General features: G+C 67.3%; 17 protein-coding genes. 13 read left to right on the top strand and 4 right to left on the bottom strand.

Going from position 1 to position 13,883, the window contains the following annotated elements:
* Positions 1 to 7: 7 nt before the first annotated feature.
* From ABRP18_RS10055 to ABRP18_RS10045, 3 genes are all read left to right on the top strand, one after another.
* On the top strand, positions 8 to 610 hold the full coding sequence (locus ABRP18_RS10055) for a histidine phosphatase family protein (RefSeq protein WP_046748311.1): 603 nt from the start codon (positions 8 to 10) through the stop codon (positions 608 to 610).
* 99 nt (positions 611 to 709) lie between these two features.
* Positions 710 to 1,450 carry a 4-hydroxy-tetrahydrodipicolinate reductase gene (dapB, locus tag ABRP18_RS10050; RefSeq protein WP_193761749.1) on the top strand — a complete coding sequence of 247 codons (741 nt, stop codon included), beginning with the start codon at positions 710 to 712 and terminating at the stop codon, positions 1,448 to 1,450.
* The gene (locus tag ABRP18_RS10045; RefSeq protein ID WP_058630524.1) at positions 1,450 to 1,884 is read left to right on the top strand and encodes a hypothetical protein; all 435 of its coding nucleotides are present in this window, start codon (positions 1,450 to 1,452) and stop codon (positions 1,882 to 1,884) included. The genes dapB and ABRP18_RS10045 overlap by 1 nt, the downstream gene beginning before the upstream one ends.
* Before the next feature lie 32 nt (positions 1,885 to 1,916).
* Here the strand turns inward: ABRP18_RS10045 and ABRP18_RS10040 are convergent, their stop codons facing one another.
* The 3 genes from ABRP18_RS10040 to ABRP18_RS10030 form a co-directional block, all read right to left on the bottom strand.
* Complete coding sequence (locus ABRP18_RS10040) at positions 1,917 to 2,342, bottom strand: OsmC family peroxiredoxin (RefSeq protein ID WP_061015456.1); 426 nt, start codon at positions 2,340 to 2,342, stop codon at positions 1,917 to 1,919.
* 80 nt (positions 2,343 to 2,422) lie between these two features.
* Entirely contained in the window at positions 2,423 to 2,998 is a 576-nt protein-coding gene (locus ABRP18_RS10035; RefSeq protein ID WP_058630525.1) for a DUF4395 domain-containing protein, read from the bottom strand.
* 20 nt (positions 2,999 to 3,018) lie between these two features.
* Positions 3,019 to 3,432 (bottom strand): thioredoxin family protein, encoded by a 414-nt coding sequence (locus tag ABRP18_RS10030; protein ID WP_193761750.1) that lies wholly within the window; start codon positions 3,430 to 3,432, stop codon positions 3,019 to 3,021.
* A 117-nt stretch (positions 3,433 to 3,549) separates the two neighbouring features.
* On the opposite strand from ABRP18_RS10030, the gene ABRP18_RS10025 reads away from it, so the two are divergent.
* The 3 genes from ABRP18_RS10025 to ABRP18_RS10015 are packed head-to-tail and all read left to right on the top strand — an operon-like array spanning position 3,550 to position 5,593.
* On the top strand, positions 3,550 to 4,359 hold the full coding sequence (locus ABRP18_RS10025) for a thymidylate synthase (protein WP_046748316.1): 810 nt from the start codon (positions 3,550 to 3,552) through the stop codon (positions 4,357 to 4,359).
* Positions 4,356 to 4,832: a dihydrofolate reductase gene (locus ABRP18_RS10020; RefSeq protein ID WP_058630527.1), complete on the top strand. Its 477-nt coding sequence runs from the start codon at positions 4,356 to 4,358 to the stop codon at positions 4,830 to 4,832. Before ABRP18_RS10025 ends, ABRP18_RS10020 begins: the two co-directional genes overlap by 4 nt.
* Positions 4,832 to 5,593, top strand: a complete 762-nt coding sequence (locus ABRP18_RS10015; RefSeq protein ID WP_349884570.1) for an SDR family oxidoreductase — start codon at positions 4,832 to 4,834, stop codon at positions 5,591 to 5,593. Before ABRP18_RS10020 ends, ABRP18_RS10015 begins: the two co-directional genes overlap by 1 nt.
* 32 nt (positions 5,594 to 5,625) lie before the next feature.
* Here the strand turns inward: ABRP18_RS10015 and ABRP18_RS10010 are convergent, their stop codons facing one another.
* Positions 5,626 to 6,189, bottom strand: a complete 564-nt coding sequence (locus ABRP18_RS10010; RefSeq protein WP_113680789.1) for an NUDIX domain-containing protein — start codon at positions 6,187 to 6,189, stop codon at positions 5,626 to 5,628.
* Positions 6,190 to 6,234: 45 nt separating this feature from the next.
* Here ABRP18_RS10010 and ABRP18_RS10005 point away from each other — a divergent pair, with 45 nt between their 5' ends.
* The 7 genes from ABRP18_RS10005 to ABRP18_RS09975 all read left to right on the top strand — a co-directional run bounded on the left by ABRP18_RS10005 (position 6,235) and on the right by ABRP18_RS09975 (position 13,824).
* On the top strand, positions 6,235 to 6,654 hold the full coding sequence (locus ABRP18_RS10005; protein WP_349884569.1) for an EF-Tu/IF-2/RF-3 family GTPase: 420 nt from the start codon (positions 6,235 to 6,237) through the stop codon (positions 6,652 to 6,654).
* 28 nt (positions 6,655 to 6,682) lie between these two features.
* Positions 6,683 to 7,660 carry a 4-hydroxy-tetrahydrodipicolinate synthase gene (gene dapA / locus ABRP18_RS10000; protein WP_046748321.1) on the top strand — a complete coding sequence of 326 codons (978 nt, stop codon included), beginning with the start codon at positions 6,683 to 6,685 and terminating at the stop codon, positions 7,658 to 7,660.
* Between the two features lie 53 nt (positions 7,661 to 7,713).
* Positions 7,714 to 9,390, top strand: a complete 1,677-nt coding sequence (locus ABRP18_RS09995) for a ribonuclease J (RefSeq protein WP_058630532.1) — start codon at positions 7,714 to 7,716, stop codon at positions 9,388 to 9,390.
* A gap of 72 nt (positions 9,391 to 9,462) precedes the next feature.
* On the top strand, positions 9,463 to 9,957 hold the full coding sequence (locus ABRP18_RS09990; protein WP_058630533.1) for a GNAT family N-acetyltransferase: 495 nt from the start codon (positions 9,463 to 9,465) through the stop codon (positions 9,955 to 9,957).
* Positions 9,958 to 10,031: 74 nt separating this feature from the next.
* Complete coding sequence (locus ABRP18_RS09985) at positions 10,032 to 12,767, top strand: DNA translocase FtsK (RefSeq protein ID WP_349884568.1); 2,736 nt, start codon at positions 10,032 to 10,034, stop codon at positions 12,765 to 12,767.
* Positions 12,767 to 13,342 carry a CDP-diacylglycerol--glycerol-3-phosphate 3-phosphatidyltransferase gene (pgsA, locus tag ABRP18_RS09980; protein ID WP_349884567.1) on the top strand — a complete coding sequence of 192 codons (576 nt, stop codon included), beginning with the start codon at positions 12,767 to 12,769 and terminating at the stop codon, positions 13,340 to 13,342. Before ABRP18_RS09985 ends, pgsA begins: the two co-directional genes overlap by 1 nt.
* Positions 13,339 to 13,824: a CinA family protein gene (locus ABRP18_RS09975; protein ID WP_349884566.1), complete on the top strand. Its 486-nt coding sequence runs from the start codon at positions 13,339 to 13,341 to the stop codon at positions 13,822 to 13,824. Before pgsA ends, ABRP18_RS09975 begins: the two co-directional genes overlap by 4 nt.
* The last annotated feature ends 59 nt before the right edge of the window (positions 13,825 to 13,883 follow it).

The raw sequence follows: 13,883 nt of genomic DNA, 5'->3' as shown, positions 1-13,883 counted from the left end.
GCGATTTGTGACGCACTACATTTATCTGGTCAGACACGGTGAACATCAGGATGCCGAGTACGGGCTCGCAGACGGACCCCTCTCGCCGAGGGGGCAACGTCAGGCGGAGCTGATCGCGGATCGGCTGTCCGGGCTCCCGCTCGACGCCGTCTGGCATTCCCCGCTGTTGCGCGCGAACGAGACGGCGCGGGCGATCGCGGCTCGTCTGCCGTCGGTGGATCCCGAGCCCACCGCGCTGCTGTTCGACTGCGTCCCGACCGGGATGACGGAGGAGACTCCTTCCGTGTTCGAGCCGTTCTTCGGTTCCGTCACCGAGGCCGAGATCGAGGCGGGGCGGGCGCAGATGTCCGATGCCGTCAATGAGTTCCTGGTGCGCAAGACCGGAGACGTGCACGAGGTGCTCATCACCCACAACTTCGTGATCTCCTGGTTCGTGCGGGAGGTGCTCGCCGCACCGGAGTGGCGGTGGATGACCCTGAACCAGTCCCATTGCGGGCTGACGGTGATCGCTCAGAAGCAGGGGCGGCCGTGGACGCTGCTCACGCACAACGACACCGGCCACCTTCCGGTGGAACTGCGCACCGGGATCCCCGATGCGCTGCTGGTCTGAGCGCCCTGCTCCGACGCGCCTCCGCGGTGTCGCGGAATCCGAGGTGTCTGCCCGCGCGCCCCTGACCGTGCGCTGTCGGCCGCGAAATAGACTGGATGCATGACCACGCAGGTAGCACTCGTCGGCGGAACCGGGAAGCTCGGCACGATCATCGGTGCGGTGATCGATGAGCTCGACGGGTTCGAGGTGAGCCGTGTGCTGACCTCTTCCAGCGATCTCGCGGAGATCGACGGTGCCGACCTGGTCGTCGATGCATCGACGCCGCAGGTGAGCATCGAGGTGGTGCGCGCAGCCGTCGAACATGGCATCAACGTGCTGGTCGCGACCTCGGGCTGGTCGGCGGAGCGGATCGCGCTCGTACGTCCTCTCGTCGAGGCGGCCGGCACCGGTGCCGTCTTCATCCCGAACTTCTCTCTCGGCTCGGTCCTCGGGTCAGCGCTGGCGGCGGCCGCTGCGCCCTTCTTCGGCTCGGCGGAGATCATCGAAGCGCACCGCGAGACCAAGATCGACTCGCCGAGTGGAACGGCCGTGCGGACCGCGGAACTGATCGCGACCGCGCGCGCGGAGCAGGGGCCCGTCAGCGCACCGCATGCGGACCAGCGTGCCAGGGGGCAGCAGGTCGGCAGTGTGCCCGTCCACTCTCTGCGGCGCCCCGGGGTCGTCGCCAAGCAGGAAGTCATCCTCTCCGGCCCGGGCGAGTCGCTCACCTTCACACACGACACAGTGGACTCGGCTCTCGCCTATGCCCCGGGGATTCGGCTCGCCGTGCCCTTCGCGCTGAAGGCCGACGGCGTGTTCGTGGGTCTTGAGCACATGATCGACATCGGCATCCGATCGTGATGTCGCGTATCGGCGTCGCGTTGATGGCCGCGGCGCTGCTCCTCTATCTCGCCGTCGCGATCTGGCTCGCGGTGATGTTCATCTCGGTCGGCACCGGCGTGTCCATCGGCATGGGGGTCACCCTGCTCGTGCTGGCACCGATCGGAGCATGGGCGCTGGTCCGGGAGATGATGTTCGGCTTCGGCGCCGATCGTCTGGGACGCCTCCTCGATGCGGAGGGCGGGATGCCTCCGGTCGAGACGGAACTGACGCCCAGCGGGAGGATCGCCCGCGCGGATGCCGATCCGCTGATCGCCCGGTACGCCGCAGAAGCGGATACGGCGGGTGACGATTGGCGGGCGCGCTATCGGCTGGGTGTGGTCCAGGACGCGGCGGGCCGCCGGAAAGACGCCAGGGCCAGCATTCGCGAGGCGATCCGGCTCTCGCGCCGCTGACCCTGGTGTCCTGAACGGATTCCGCGCCGCGATCAGGCGAGTGTCGCCTCCAGGGTGATATCGATCCCCGAGAGCGCTTGAGACACCGGGCAGCCCGCCTTGGCTCCGTTCGCGATCTCCTGGAACGCCTCGGGCGTGAGATTCGGGACCGTCGCATTGACGTTGAGGTGGCTGCCGGTGATGCCGACGCCCGGCTTGAACGTGACCGACGCCGTGGTGTTGACGCGCTCCGGCGGAGTGCCGTTCTCGGCGAGCGCGTGGGAGAGCGCCATGCTGAAGCACGATGCATGCGCGGCCGCGATGAGCTCCTCGGGCGTCGTGGTCGTGTCGCTGCCCTCGCTGCGCGCCTTCCAGTTGATCGGGAAGGTGCCGAGATGGGACGACGAGAACGCGACCGTACCCGACCCCTCCATGAGCGATCCGGTCCAGGTGCTGGCGGCTTCGCTGGTGACAGGCATGATTCCTCCGGTTCTCGCACTGCGGGCGCAGCGTCGGCTGGTCGCCAGCCTACCGAGCGGCGGAGGGGCGGGGAACAGCCTCAGGCGGCGGCAGGCCTGCCGATGAGCCCCGCTCGCTGCAGCACGAGGTAGAGCTGGCAGCCCAGGCAGAAGGCGAATGCCGCGTTGAGGAAGGCCGCTACGAAGGCGGCAGCGGTCGCGATCGGCAGAGCCCACGGAACGCCGAGGAGGTGCAGCACGAGACCGATGCCCACCACGAAGAGTCCGACACCCTGCGAGAACCTCGGAGGGCGGGGGTCTTCGAGCTCGGCGGGCGGAGCGAGACGCGGTCGCACCGCTGTGCGGAACAGCGCGCCCCAGGGAGCGGTCCGCGGTGACACCACACCCCACAGGAACAGCGCAGCGGCGACGGCGGTGAGGAGGAAACCGGGATCGAGAGCGCGCTGTGCGAGGGAAGCGGAGGAGATCGCCCACCCCGTCGGCGTGAAGGAGGCATCGGCGAGCGGCTGGTACGCGAACCAGCCGAACGTCGCGGCACCCGCCTGCGCTGTGGATATCCCCGTCAGTGCGAGGAACGTCGCCACCAGCAGCAGCACCGCGGTGATCGCTGCGGCGAATCGGGGGCCTCTGGGGTCGATGCCGGCGGGATTGCTCATGGATGCTCCGTTTCTTCGGCTCAGAGGGTTGCGAGGGCGTCGGTGAGGGCATGCCGGTGAGGGACACCGTGGAATCGCGCGCGCACGGCACCCGACGCGTCCACGACGAAGGTGGTCGGTGTTTGGAGCACCTTGTAGCGGGTCGAGAGGTCGGGACGGTGAGTCAGATCCACCTCCACATGGCGGAGACCCTCGTGTTCGGCGGCGTATGCGCCGAGCAGCCTGCGCACCTGCGGGCACCGCGCGCACATCTCGGTGCTGAACTGCACCAGGGTCGCCCGGGACCCGAGTTCGGCGGAGTCCGCATCCGTGGGGACGAAGTGAAGCGTGCCGCCGTCGCGTCGCCGACCGTCACGGCGTCGCAGCGCGACACCGATGAGCGTCGCGAGCACGAGCAGTGCAGCAGCGAAGCCGAGGGCCAGGGCGGGAGACATGGGTCGAGGATATGCGGCTCCAGGGCGCTCGGGGCCGATGTTTCCGACGATGACGGCGACGTCCCGGGGGCGCGCTCATCCGCCCGACAGGGTGAGGGTGGCGGTATCGTGGCTGTCATGAGCGCAGCCGTCCCGACTCCTTATGAAGATCTGCTCCGAGACGTCCTGGAGAGCGGCACGCACAAGTCCGATCGCACCGGCACCGGCACGACGAGCGTCTTCGGTCGACAGATCCGCTTCGATCTGTCGAAGGGGTTCCCGCTCATCACGACCAAGCGCGTGCACTTCAAGTCCATCGCCTACGAACTCCTCTGGTTCCTGCAGGGCGATTCGAACGTGGGGTGGCTTCGGGAGAACGGCGTCACGATCTGGGATGAGTGGGCGGACGAATCCGGCGACCTCGGTCCTGTCTACGGGGTGCAATGGCGTTCCTGGCCGACCCCCGACGGCGGCAGCATCGACCAGCTGTCCGAGGTGATCGAGCAGATCCGACGGTCGCCCGATTCGCGGCGGCTGATCGTCTCGGCATGGAACCCCGCCGACATCCCCGACATGGCGCTCGCGCCGTGCCACGCGCTGTTCCAGTTCTACGTCGCCGACGGCAAGCTCTCCTGCCAGCTGTACCAGCGCAGCGCGGACATGTTCCTCGGAGTGCCGTTCAACATCGCTTCCTACGCGCTCCTCACGCTGATGATCGCTCAGCAGGTGGGGCTCGAGCCCGGCGACTTCGTCTGGACCGGCGGCGACTGCCACGTGTACGACAACCACGTGGAGCAGGTGCGCGAGCAGCTGAGCCGTGAGCCCTACGCATACCCGACGCTGCGTTTCGCGCGGAAGCCCGAGTCGATTTTCGACTACCGCTACGAGGATTTCATCGTGGAGGACTACCAGCACCACGCGCCGATCAGGGCGGCGGTCGCGGTATGACGTGGGTGGGCTTGATCTGGGCCGAAGCGCACGGTGGCGTGATCGGCGCGGAGGGCGGCATGCCGTGGCATGTGCCAGAGGACCTGGCTCACTTCAAGGAAGTCACCCTCGGCGCTCCGGTCGTGATGGGGCGCAAGACCTGGGACTCTCTCCCTGAGCGCTTCCGTCCGCTCGCCGGCCGCGAGAACATCGTGGTGACCCGGCAGCAGGACTGGTCCGAAGAGGGCGCGCGTCGCGCGGCGACGGTCGCCGAGGCGGTCCGCGGACTCGACCGGGCATGGATCATCGGCGGTGCGGAGATCTTCCGACAGGTGATCGGCGACGCGGACCGTCTGGAGGTCACCGAGCTCGACCTGGACGTCGCCGGCGACGCGTACGCCCCGGACAAGAAGGGCTGGCGCCTGGTCGACGAGGGGGAGTGGCAGACCTCCCGCACCGGCGTCCGGTACCGCTTCCTGGGATACGAGCGCTGATGCCCACCGCGCTGATCACCGGAGCAAGCGCAGGGCTGGGCGCCGAGTTCGCCCGTCAACTGGCTCGGCGGCGGGCCGACCTCATCCTGGTGGCGCGCTCGGTGGGCGCCCTCGAGAAGCTGGCGGCGGAACTGCGGAGCGAGTACGGGGTCGCGGTCGAGATCGTGTCCGCCGATCTGGCGGAAGAGGCAGGAGTCGAGAAGGTCGCGGAAAGGCTGCGCGACACCACGGACCCTGTCGACCTTCTCGTGAACAACGCGGGGTTCGGATTGCCTCTGCAGTTCGCCGACAACGCCATCGACGACGAGGTCCGTCACCTACGGCTGCATGTGGAGGCGTCGATGCGCCTCATGCATGCGGCGCTCCAGTCCATGCGCGGTCGCGGCGGGCGCATCATCAACGTCGCCTCGGTCGCGGGATTCATCTCGCGCTCGACCTACTCCGCATGCAAGGCATGGCTCATCGGCTTCAGCCGCTGGGCCAACGCCGAGTACGCGAGGGACGGAGTCTCCGTGACGGCGCTGTGCCCGGGATTCACCCACACGTCGTTCCACGAGCGGATGGGGCTGCCGGTAGGTCAGGAGGGTGTTCCCGCCATCATGTGGCTGAATGCGCGCGACGTCGTCAGGATCGGCCTTCGCGATGCGGCGCTCGGCAAGTCGGTGTCGGTGCCGTCGCTGCGATACAAGGCGATCGTCGCTCTGGCGCGCGTGTTGCCGAGTTCACTCACCTCCGGTGTGGCGCGTCGCGGCCGGGTCTGATCACAGACCTTTCCGGGGTCGATCCGCGAGGTTCAGCGGAACCTTCCGAGCCGGATCCCGGCTTTCGCGATGGCGGCGATCGTCTCGCCGTCCGTGATCGTGTCCTCGGCGATCATCGTAAGGACGTCCTCGAACGGTACCCAGGAGACGGCACGGATGCCTTCTTCCGCCTGCGTCTCGGCAGAGACGCCGCGTGATGCGTCTTCGCCCGTGATCGGATGGAGGTCGCGGGCGAGGAAGACGTGCTCCGGGGCCTCGGCGATGCCGTTCAGAGCCAGCATGCCGCCGAGAGGGGTCCAGTCGGCCGCCTCGTACCCCGTCTCCTCGCGGAGTTCGCGCTGAGCCGCGACGAGTGTGTCCTCCCCGTCGCTGCCACCGGCCGGGATCTCGACGCTCGTGCCGACGGTGTATCTGTCGATCGTGACGAGGCACACGCGCTCGTCCTCGTCCATCGCGACGACGAACACGGCCGGATGCTGCATGGAGACGACACCGTAGATACCCTCGTCGCCTGAGGGCCCCGTGATCCGGTCCTCTCGCACGCGGATCCATGCGTTCTCGTACTTCGTGTCGGTGCTTCGTGTGAGCCAGCCCATCCCACGAGCGTACGGCGGAGCGCCCCCGGTCCGTACGATCGGTGCATGGGTTTGTTCAGGAGAAAGCGCGATCCTCAGGGTGCCGATGAGATGCTTCGGGCGTACAACGCTGCGGAGGCCGCTCGCCTCGCGGACCTCACCGCGGGGATCTCCGCCGATACGGCCGCGCCCATGACTGTCGGCAGTGAGGCCGGAGCCGGAGAGGTCGCCGTCGAGGACGTGTTCAGGATCACCGGCCGCGGTCTCGTGGCCACGGGCAAAGTGAGCCGCGGTGTCGTCCGTGTCGGAGACGCCGTCTCGGTCATCCGTGACGGTGCCGCGCTGTCGACGACCGAGATCACCGGAATCGAGATGTTCCGTAAGCGCGTGAACGAGGCGAGGGCCGGTGACATGGTCGGGGTGCTCCTGGCAGGGAAGAACGACGTCGCCCGCGGGGACGTCATCCGCGTCTTCGCGTCCGCATGACCGGTGGTCGAACCGATACGCTGGGTCTATGACGCACTCGGGCAACCCCTTCGGACAGGTTCTCGTCGCGCTCGTCACTCCGATGACGGCCGACGGCGAAGTCGACTGGCCCGCCGTCGAGAAGCACATCGATGACGTGATCACCGCGGGAGCGGACGGCATCGTCGTGACGGGAACGACCGGCGAGACCTCGACTCTGACGGACCCCGAGAAGCTCAAGCTCGTCGAGGTCGGCAAGTCCGTCTCCGCAGGTCGGGCGAAGATCATCACGGGTGGCGGGTCGAACGAGACCGCGCACGCGATCGAGCTCTACAAGGCCAGCGAGAAGGCAGGCGCCGACGGCATCATGATCGTCACGCCGTACTACAACAAGCCCACGCAGGCGGGCATCCTCACACACTTCCGTCTGGTGGCCGACGCCACCGACCTCCCGGTGATCCTCTACGACATCCCGGGCCGGACCGGTGTGCCGATCAAGTACGAGACGATCCTGCGTCTGGCGAAGCACCCGAACATCCTCGCTGTGAAGGACGCCAAGGGCGACTTCTCCGAGGTGAGTCGGGTGCTGAACCAGACCGACCTCATGTACTTCTCGGGCGACGACGCGAACGTGCTGCCGCACCTCGCGATCGGGGCGACCGGTTTGATCGGCGTGACGGCCAACGTCGCCGCGGCGCCGTACCGCACGATCATCGACGCGGTGAACGCGGGAGACCTCGCCACGGCCACGGCGGAGCACAAGCGGCTCGAGCCGCTCGTCCGCGCCGTGATGACGCATGTGCCTGGGACCGTCGCGGCCAAGTACATCCTGCACGGACTCGGTCGCATCTCGAGTCCGCGCGTCCGACTTCCCCTGGTCGGTCCCGAGGAATGGGAGGCGGCGCTCATCGAGGATGAGCTCGACCTCGTCCAGGACGTTCCCGGTGCCGACTTCTCGAACTTCCGTCCCGACCGCAATGCGGCCGCGGGCGGTGCCCTGCCGAAGGTGCACGGCACGACGCGCTGAGTCGCGTCGCCATGAACGAACGGACGCGCGGAGTGTCCGACTGAGGAGACAGCATGTCCATTCCCCTGGTAGAACCGACCGCTCTCGATGAAGGGACGCTGCGGGTCATCCCGATCGGCGGGCTCGGAGAGATCGGTCGCAACATGACCATGTTCGAGTACGACGGGAAGATCCTGATCGTCGACTGCGGTGTGCTCTTTCCGGAGGAGCACCAGCCGGGAGTCGACCTGATCCTCCCGGACTTCGAGCCCATCCGTGATCGCCTCGACGACATCGTCGGTGTCGTGCTCACGCACGGCCACGAAGATCACATCGGCGCCGTGCCCTACCTCCTGCGCCTGAAGAGCGACATCCCTCTGATCGGCTCCGGGCTCACCCTCGCGCTGGTCGAGGCGAAGCTCAAGGAGCACCGCATCAAGGCCTTCACCCTCACCGTGAAGGAGGGGCAGGAGGAGCGGGTCGGTCCGTTCGACCTGGAGTTCGTCGCGGTCAACCACTCCATCCCCGACGCGCTGGCCGTGGCCATCCGCACCCCCGCCGGCATGGTCCTCGCGACCGGCGACTTCAAGATGGACCAGCTTCCCCTCGACGGCCGGATCACCGACCTGCGCGCGTTCGCCCGCCTCGGGGAAGAGGGCGTGGATCTGTTCCTCGTCGATTCGACCAACGCCGACGTGCCGGGCTTCACCCCGACGGAACGCTCCATCGGCCCCGTGCTCGATCAGGTGATCGCGAAGGCGCCGCGTCGCGTCATCGTCGCCAGCTTCTCCAGCCACGTCCACCGTGTGCAGCAGGTCATCGATGCCGCACACGCCAACGGGCGCCGCGTCGCGTTCCTCGGCCGCAGCATGGTCCGGAACATGACGATCGCCGAGCAGCTCGGCTACCTGAAGGTGCCGGACGGCGTCCTGATCGACTTCAAGAAGGCACGTGATCTGCCCGACGAGCAGATCGTCTACATGTCGACGGGCTCGCAGGGAGAGCCGATGGCCGTGCTCAGCCGGATGGCGAACATGGATCACGCGATCGAGATCAGCGAGGGCGACACCGTCATCCTCGCCTCCAGCCTCATCCCGGGCAACGAGAACGCGGTGTACCGCGTGATCGACGGCTTGACCAAGCTGGGCGCCAACGTCGTGCACAAGGCGAACGCGAAGGTGCACGTCTCCGGGCACGCCGCCGCGGGTGAGCTCATCTACTGCTACAACATCCTGAAGCCGAAGAACGTCCTCCCGGTCCATGGCGAGTACCGCCATCTCATCGCGAACGCCAAGCTGGCGCAGGACACCGGCGTGCCGGAGGACAACACGATCATCGCCTCGAACGGCACCGTGATCGACCTCAAGGGCGGGGTCGCGAAGGTCGCAGGTCAGCTCGATCTCGGGTTCGTGTACGTCGACGGCTCAACCGTCGGCGAGATCACGGACGCCGACCTCAAGGACCGCCGGATCCTCGGCGAGGAGGGCTTCATCTCGGTCATCGTCGTGGTGGACGCCACGACCGGGCGCATCATCTCGGGCCCGGAGATCCATGCGCGCGGCGTCGCCGAGGACGACTCCGTGTTCGATGACGTCACGCCCAAGATCGTCGCCGCGCTCAAGGAGGCGTCCGGCAATGGTGTCCGTGACACCCATGCGCTGTCGCAGGTCGTGCGACGCACGATCGGTCGCTGGGTGAATCAGCGGCTTCGTCGTCGCCCCATGATCGTGCCGCTCGTCATCGAGGCGTGACGCCGGCGCGGTCCTCTCGCACTCACGGGTAGTCGTCATGCCGACGTAACACCGTCGGCCTATGCTCGCGTCATGCACAGGGGCTTCTCGCTTCGCAGGGCGTCGCAGACGGATGCGATGTTCCTCGGCGACATGCTCGTCGAGGCGGCGAACTGGCGAGCCGGGGGAGTGCGGCCACGGCACGAGGTGCTGACCTCGACGGAGCATCGGCGCTACCTCGCGGGGTGGAAACGCATGTCAGACGACGGCCTCGTCGCGCTGGGTGACGATGACGTCGCGGTCGGTGCCGCCTGGTATCGGGTGCTTCCGCAGAACGAGCCGGGATTCGGTTTCATCGGCATCGCGGTCCCCGAGCTGATCATCGGCGTGCACCCGCTCTGGCGCGCTCGGGGTGTTGGTCGGTCCCTGCTGCGCGGCATCGTGCAGCTCGCCGGGTCCCAAGGCCATGCCAGGATCAGCTTGAGCGTGGAGCGGGACAACTTCGCGCGCAATCTGTATCGTGCGGAAGGGTTCGCCGTGGTGGGTCAGGGGTCGACGCGCGACACGATGGCTCGCGGTACGGGGTAGCGTACGCTCTCTGCGATCCGTGGAAAGCCGCGTCATTACGCGGCGATGTCGCCTGTTGGACGTAACGTGAGAGCATGGCCAGGAGTACCACGAAGACAGAGCGCGCGTCGACGAGCGCACCGTCGCGCCCCAAGCGGCAGACGGCTCCCAAGGCCACGCCCGCTCGCAAGGCCCAACCCGCTCCCAAGAAGTACATCGACGAGGCCGACAAGCCTCCCGTCGCCGTCCGTGCCTGGGTCGGGCTGGCGCACGGGGTCGGAGGACTCTTCCGCGCGTTCGGCCCTGAGACCCTCGAGAAGGACGACCGTCGCGACGGCTTCCCGTTCTTCCTCGTGCTCCTCGCCGTGCTCGGTGCGGTCAACGAGTGGTTCTTCATCGGCAACGAGGTCGCAGCGAACATCAGTGCCTACTCGGTGGGTCTCTTCGTCGGACGCGTGGCCTTCATCATGCCCGTGCTGCTCCTCCTGCTCGCCGGATGGCTGTTCCGGCACCCGTCCTCCGTCCACGACAACGGTCGTATCGGCATCGGCTTCGGCATGTTCGTCCTCGCCCTCGCGGGGATCTTCCATGTCGCAGGGCCTCGCCCGCATCCGAACCAGGGGATGCCTGCGCTCAGCGAGTCGGGCGGTCTGCTGGGCTGGCTGGTGGGGCAGCCGCTGACGTACCTCACCGACATCCCGGCGTACATCGTGCTGTCGCTGCTCGTGGCACTCAGCATCCTGATCCTCACCAAGACACCGCCGAATCGCATCGGTTCGCGCCTCGGGGACCTCTACGCCTGGATGTTCGACGCGGAGCGACCGGAGAAGCCGGCGAAGGACGCCGCAGCGATCGACGATGCGGACAAGACCGATGACCCCGACGTACTGCCGTGGTGGCGCCGGAACAAGACCGGCCGCGAAGAGGACCCGGATGAGGGCACACTCGATTCCGACGACATCACCGCGCTCCTGACCACCTCCGATCCCACGCCTGCGTACGACCAGGCAGTGGTCGTCGAGAATCCTTACGACGCGGCCACCGAGGTGCTGTCCGAGGTCAGGTCGGTCGCCGACTCGCTCGCCGAGCAGCAGACCACGGCCCTGCTTGATGACTCCTCCGAGACAGGAGAGGTGCCGGAACTACCCGGTCTCGACGGGTTCGGCACCGATGGTCCGGGCGACCGCGGCCCGCAGGCCCCCGTCACGCCATACATCCTCCCGTCTCCCGGACTCCTGGTCGAAGGCCCGCCGCCCGTCATGCGCTCAGAGGCGACCGACAAGGTGATCGAGCAGATCACCAGCGTGCTGTCGCAGTTCAAGGTCGATGCCAAGGTGACCGGCTTCTCCCGTGGACCGACGGTCACGCAGTACGAGGTCGAGGTGGGCCACGGCGTCAAGGTCGAGAAGATCCTGCAGCTGAGTAACAACTTCGCCTACGCCGTGGCCTCGAACGACGTGCGCATCCTCTCGCCGATCCCGGGCAAGAGCGCGATCGGCATCGAGATCCCGAACGCCGACAAGGAGATGGTGGCTCTCGGCGATGTGCTGCGCTCGCCCGCTGCGCAGAAGAGCACGCACCCGATGACCATCGGCGTTGGCAAAGACGTCGGCGGCAACATCGTCATCGCGAACCTCGCGAAGATGCCGCACCTCCTCGTGGCCGGCTCCACCGGTTCGGGTAAGTCGAGCTTCGTGAACTCCATGATCACGAGTCTGCTGATGCGTGCCCGCCCGTCCGACGTGCGCATGGTGCTGATCGACCCGAAGCGTGTCGAGCTGACCAGCTACGCCGGTGTCCCGCATCTGATCACGCCCATCATCACGAACCCGAAGAAGGCGGCGGAGGCGCTGCAGTGGGTCGTGAAGGAGATGGACATGCGGTACGACGATCTCGCGTCGTTCGGTTTCCGGCACATCGACGACTTCAACCGGGCTGTCCGCGCGGGCGAGGTCGAGCTCCCGGTGGGCAGCGAGCGTGTCCTGAAGCCGTACCCGTACCTTCTGGTGGTCGTCGATGAGCTCGCCGACCTCATGATGGTCGCCCCTCGCGACGTCGAGGACTCGATCGTCCGCATCACGCAGCTCGCACGTGCCTCCGGCATCCATCTCGTGCTAGCGACTCAGCGCCCGAGCGTCGACGTCGTGACGGGCCTGATCAAGGCCAACGTCCCGTCACGACTCGCCTTCGCCGTGACGAGCGTCACGGACAGCCGGGTCATCCTCGACAGCCCCGGTGCCGACAAGCTCATCGGTCAAGGTGACGCCCTGTTCTCGCCGATGGGCTCATCGAAGCCGTTCCGCCTCCAGGGCGCGTGGGTCGATGAGAAGGAGATCGACGCGGTCGTCAAGCACGTCACCCGTCAGGCACGTCCGGACTACCGTCCGGATGTGCAGGAGGCGATGGAGCCGACGAAGAAGAAGGAAGTCGACGAGGACATCGGGGATGACCTGGAGCTGCTGCTCGCAGCCGCCGAGCTCATCGTCTCCTCGCAGTTCGGATCGACGTCGATGCTCCAGCGCAAGCTCCGCGTCGGGTTCGCGAAGGCAGGTCGTCTCATGGATCTGCTCGAGTCGCGCGAGATCGTCGGCCCCTCCGAGGGGTCGAAGGCGCGAGACGTGCTGGCGACCGCCGAGCAGCTCCCGCAGGTGATGGCCAAGTTGCGCGGAGACGACGTTCCGGCACCGACATCGGCATCGGCTGCGCCTGCGGTTCCGCCCGTCCCGCCGCTCCCGCAGGCGCATGACCCGATCGCGGCTCAGTACGAGGGTCTTCCCGAGGTGGAAGCTGAGGGCGACGAAGATGCCTGGGGCTTGACGGGACGCGACTGATGGCGATCCCACGGCAGCTCCCCAACGCCATCACGGTCGCGCGCATCCCGCTGGCCGTCGTCTTCTTCGTCCTGCTCCTGCTGGGTGGCACCTATGGGTTCTCGGACCCGGGTCTCCGCTGGGCGGCCGGAGTCATCTTCATCGTCGGGATCTCGACGGACTGGGTCGACGGGTACCTCGCCCGCAAGTACGACATCGTCAGTGATTTCGGCAAGCTCTGGGATCCGATCGCCGACAAGATGCTCACCGGTGCCGGCTTCATCGGGCTCGCGATTCTGGGCGAGGTCAACTGGTGGATCGTCGCGATCATCCTCGTGCGCGAATGGGGCATCACGATCCATCGGCTCATGGTGGCCAGCGAACACGTCGTGGCCGCGGCCTGGATGGGCAAGATCAAGACCGCGTTCCAAGGGGTGGCGCTCGGGTGGGCACTCCTCCCGCTGCACGACGTCATCGGTCTCGACGCCTGGACATTGATCACGTTCATCCTCATGCTCATCGTCCTGGTCCTCACGGTGGCGAGCGGCATCGACTACGTCGTGGCGCAGGTACGCGGGTCGCGCCGGAAGTCATGAGTCAGGCGGCAGCCGAGGTCCTCGCTGCGCTGGGCCGACGAGGATGGAAGCTCGGCGTGGCCGAATCCCTGACCGGGGGCGCCCTGTGCGCCGATCTCGTCGCGGTTCCCGGAGCGTCAGCCGTTCTGCTCGGAGGCGTCGTGGCATATGCCACGCCGGTCAAGTCGTCCGTGCTGGGCGTGGATGAGGGCCTGCTGTCGAGATACGGGCCGGTGCATCCGCAGGTCGCACTGGAGATGGCAGACGGCGTCAGACGCGTCGTCGGCGTCGACGGCGAGGCTGCCGATGTGGGGGTGTCCACGACCGGGATCGCCGGACCGGTGTCTCCGGACGGGCAGCCCGTCGGCACGGTGCACATCGGCGTCGTCACCCCCGCGGCATCGCGGACCAGGGCCTTTCTCTTCGTCGGCGACCGGGAATCGATCCGGGCGCAGGCGGTGGACGCGGCACTCCAGGAGATGCTCGCCCTGCTCTCGGAATAGCAGAGCCCTGCGGCTGGTTGTCTCTGATGTGCTCACACGTAAACCACAGAGTGCAGGAG

Source organism: Microbacterium sp. WHRI 7836 (assembly GCF_040223885.2).
In the GTDB taxonomy this organism is placed as follows: Bacteria; Actinomycetota; Actinomycetes; order Actinomycetales; family Microbacteriaceae; genus Microbacterium; species Microbacterium oxydans.
This window is presented reverse-complemented; position numbering and strand designations above follow the sequence as displayed.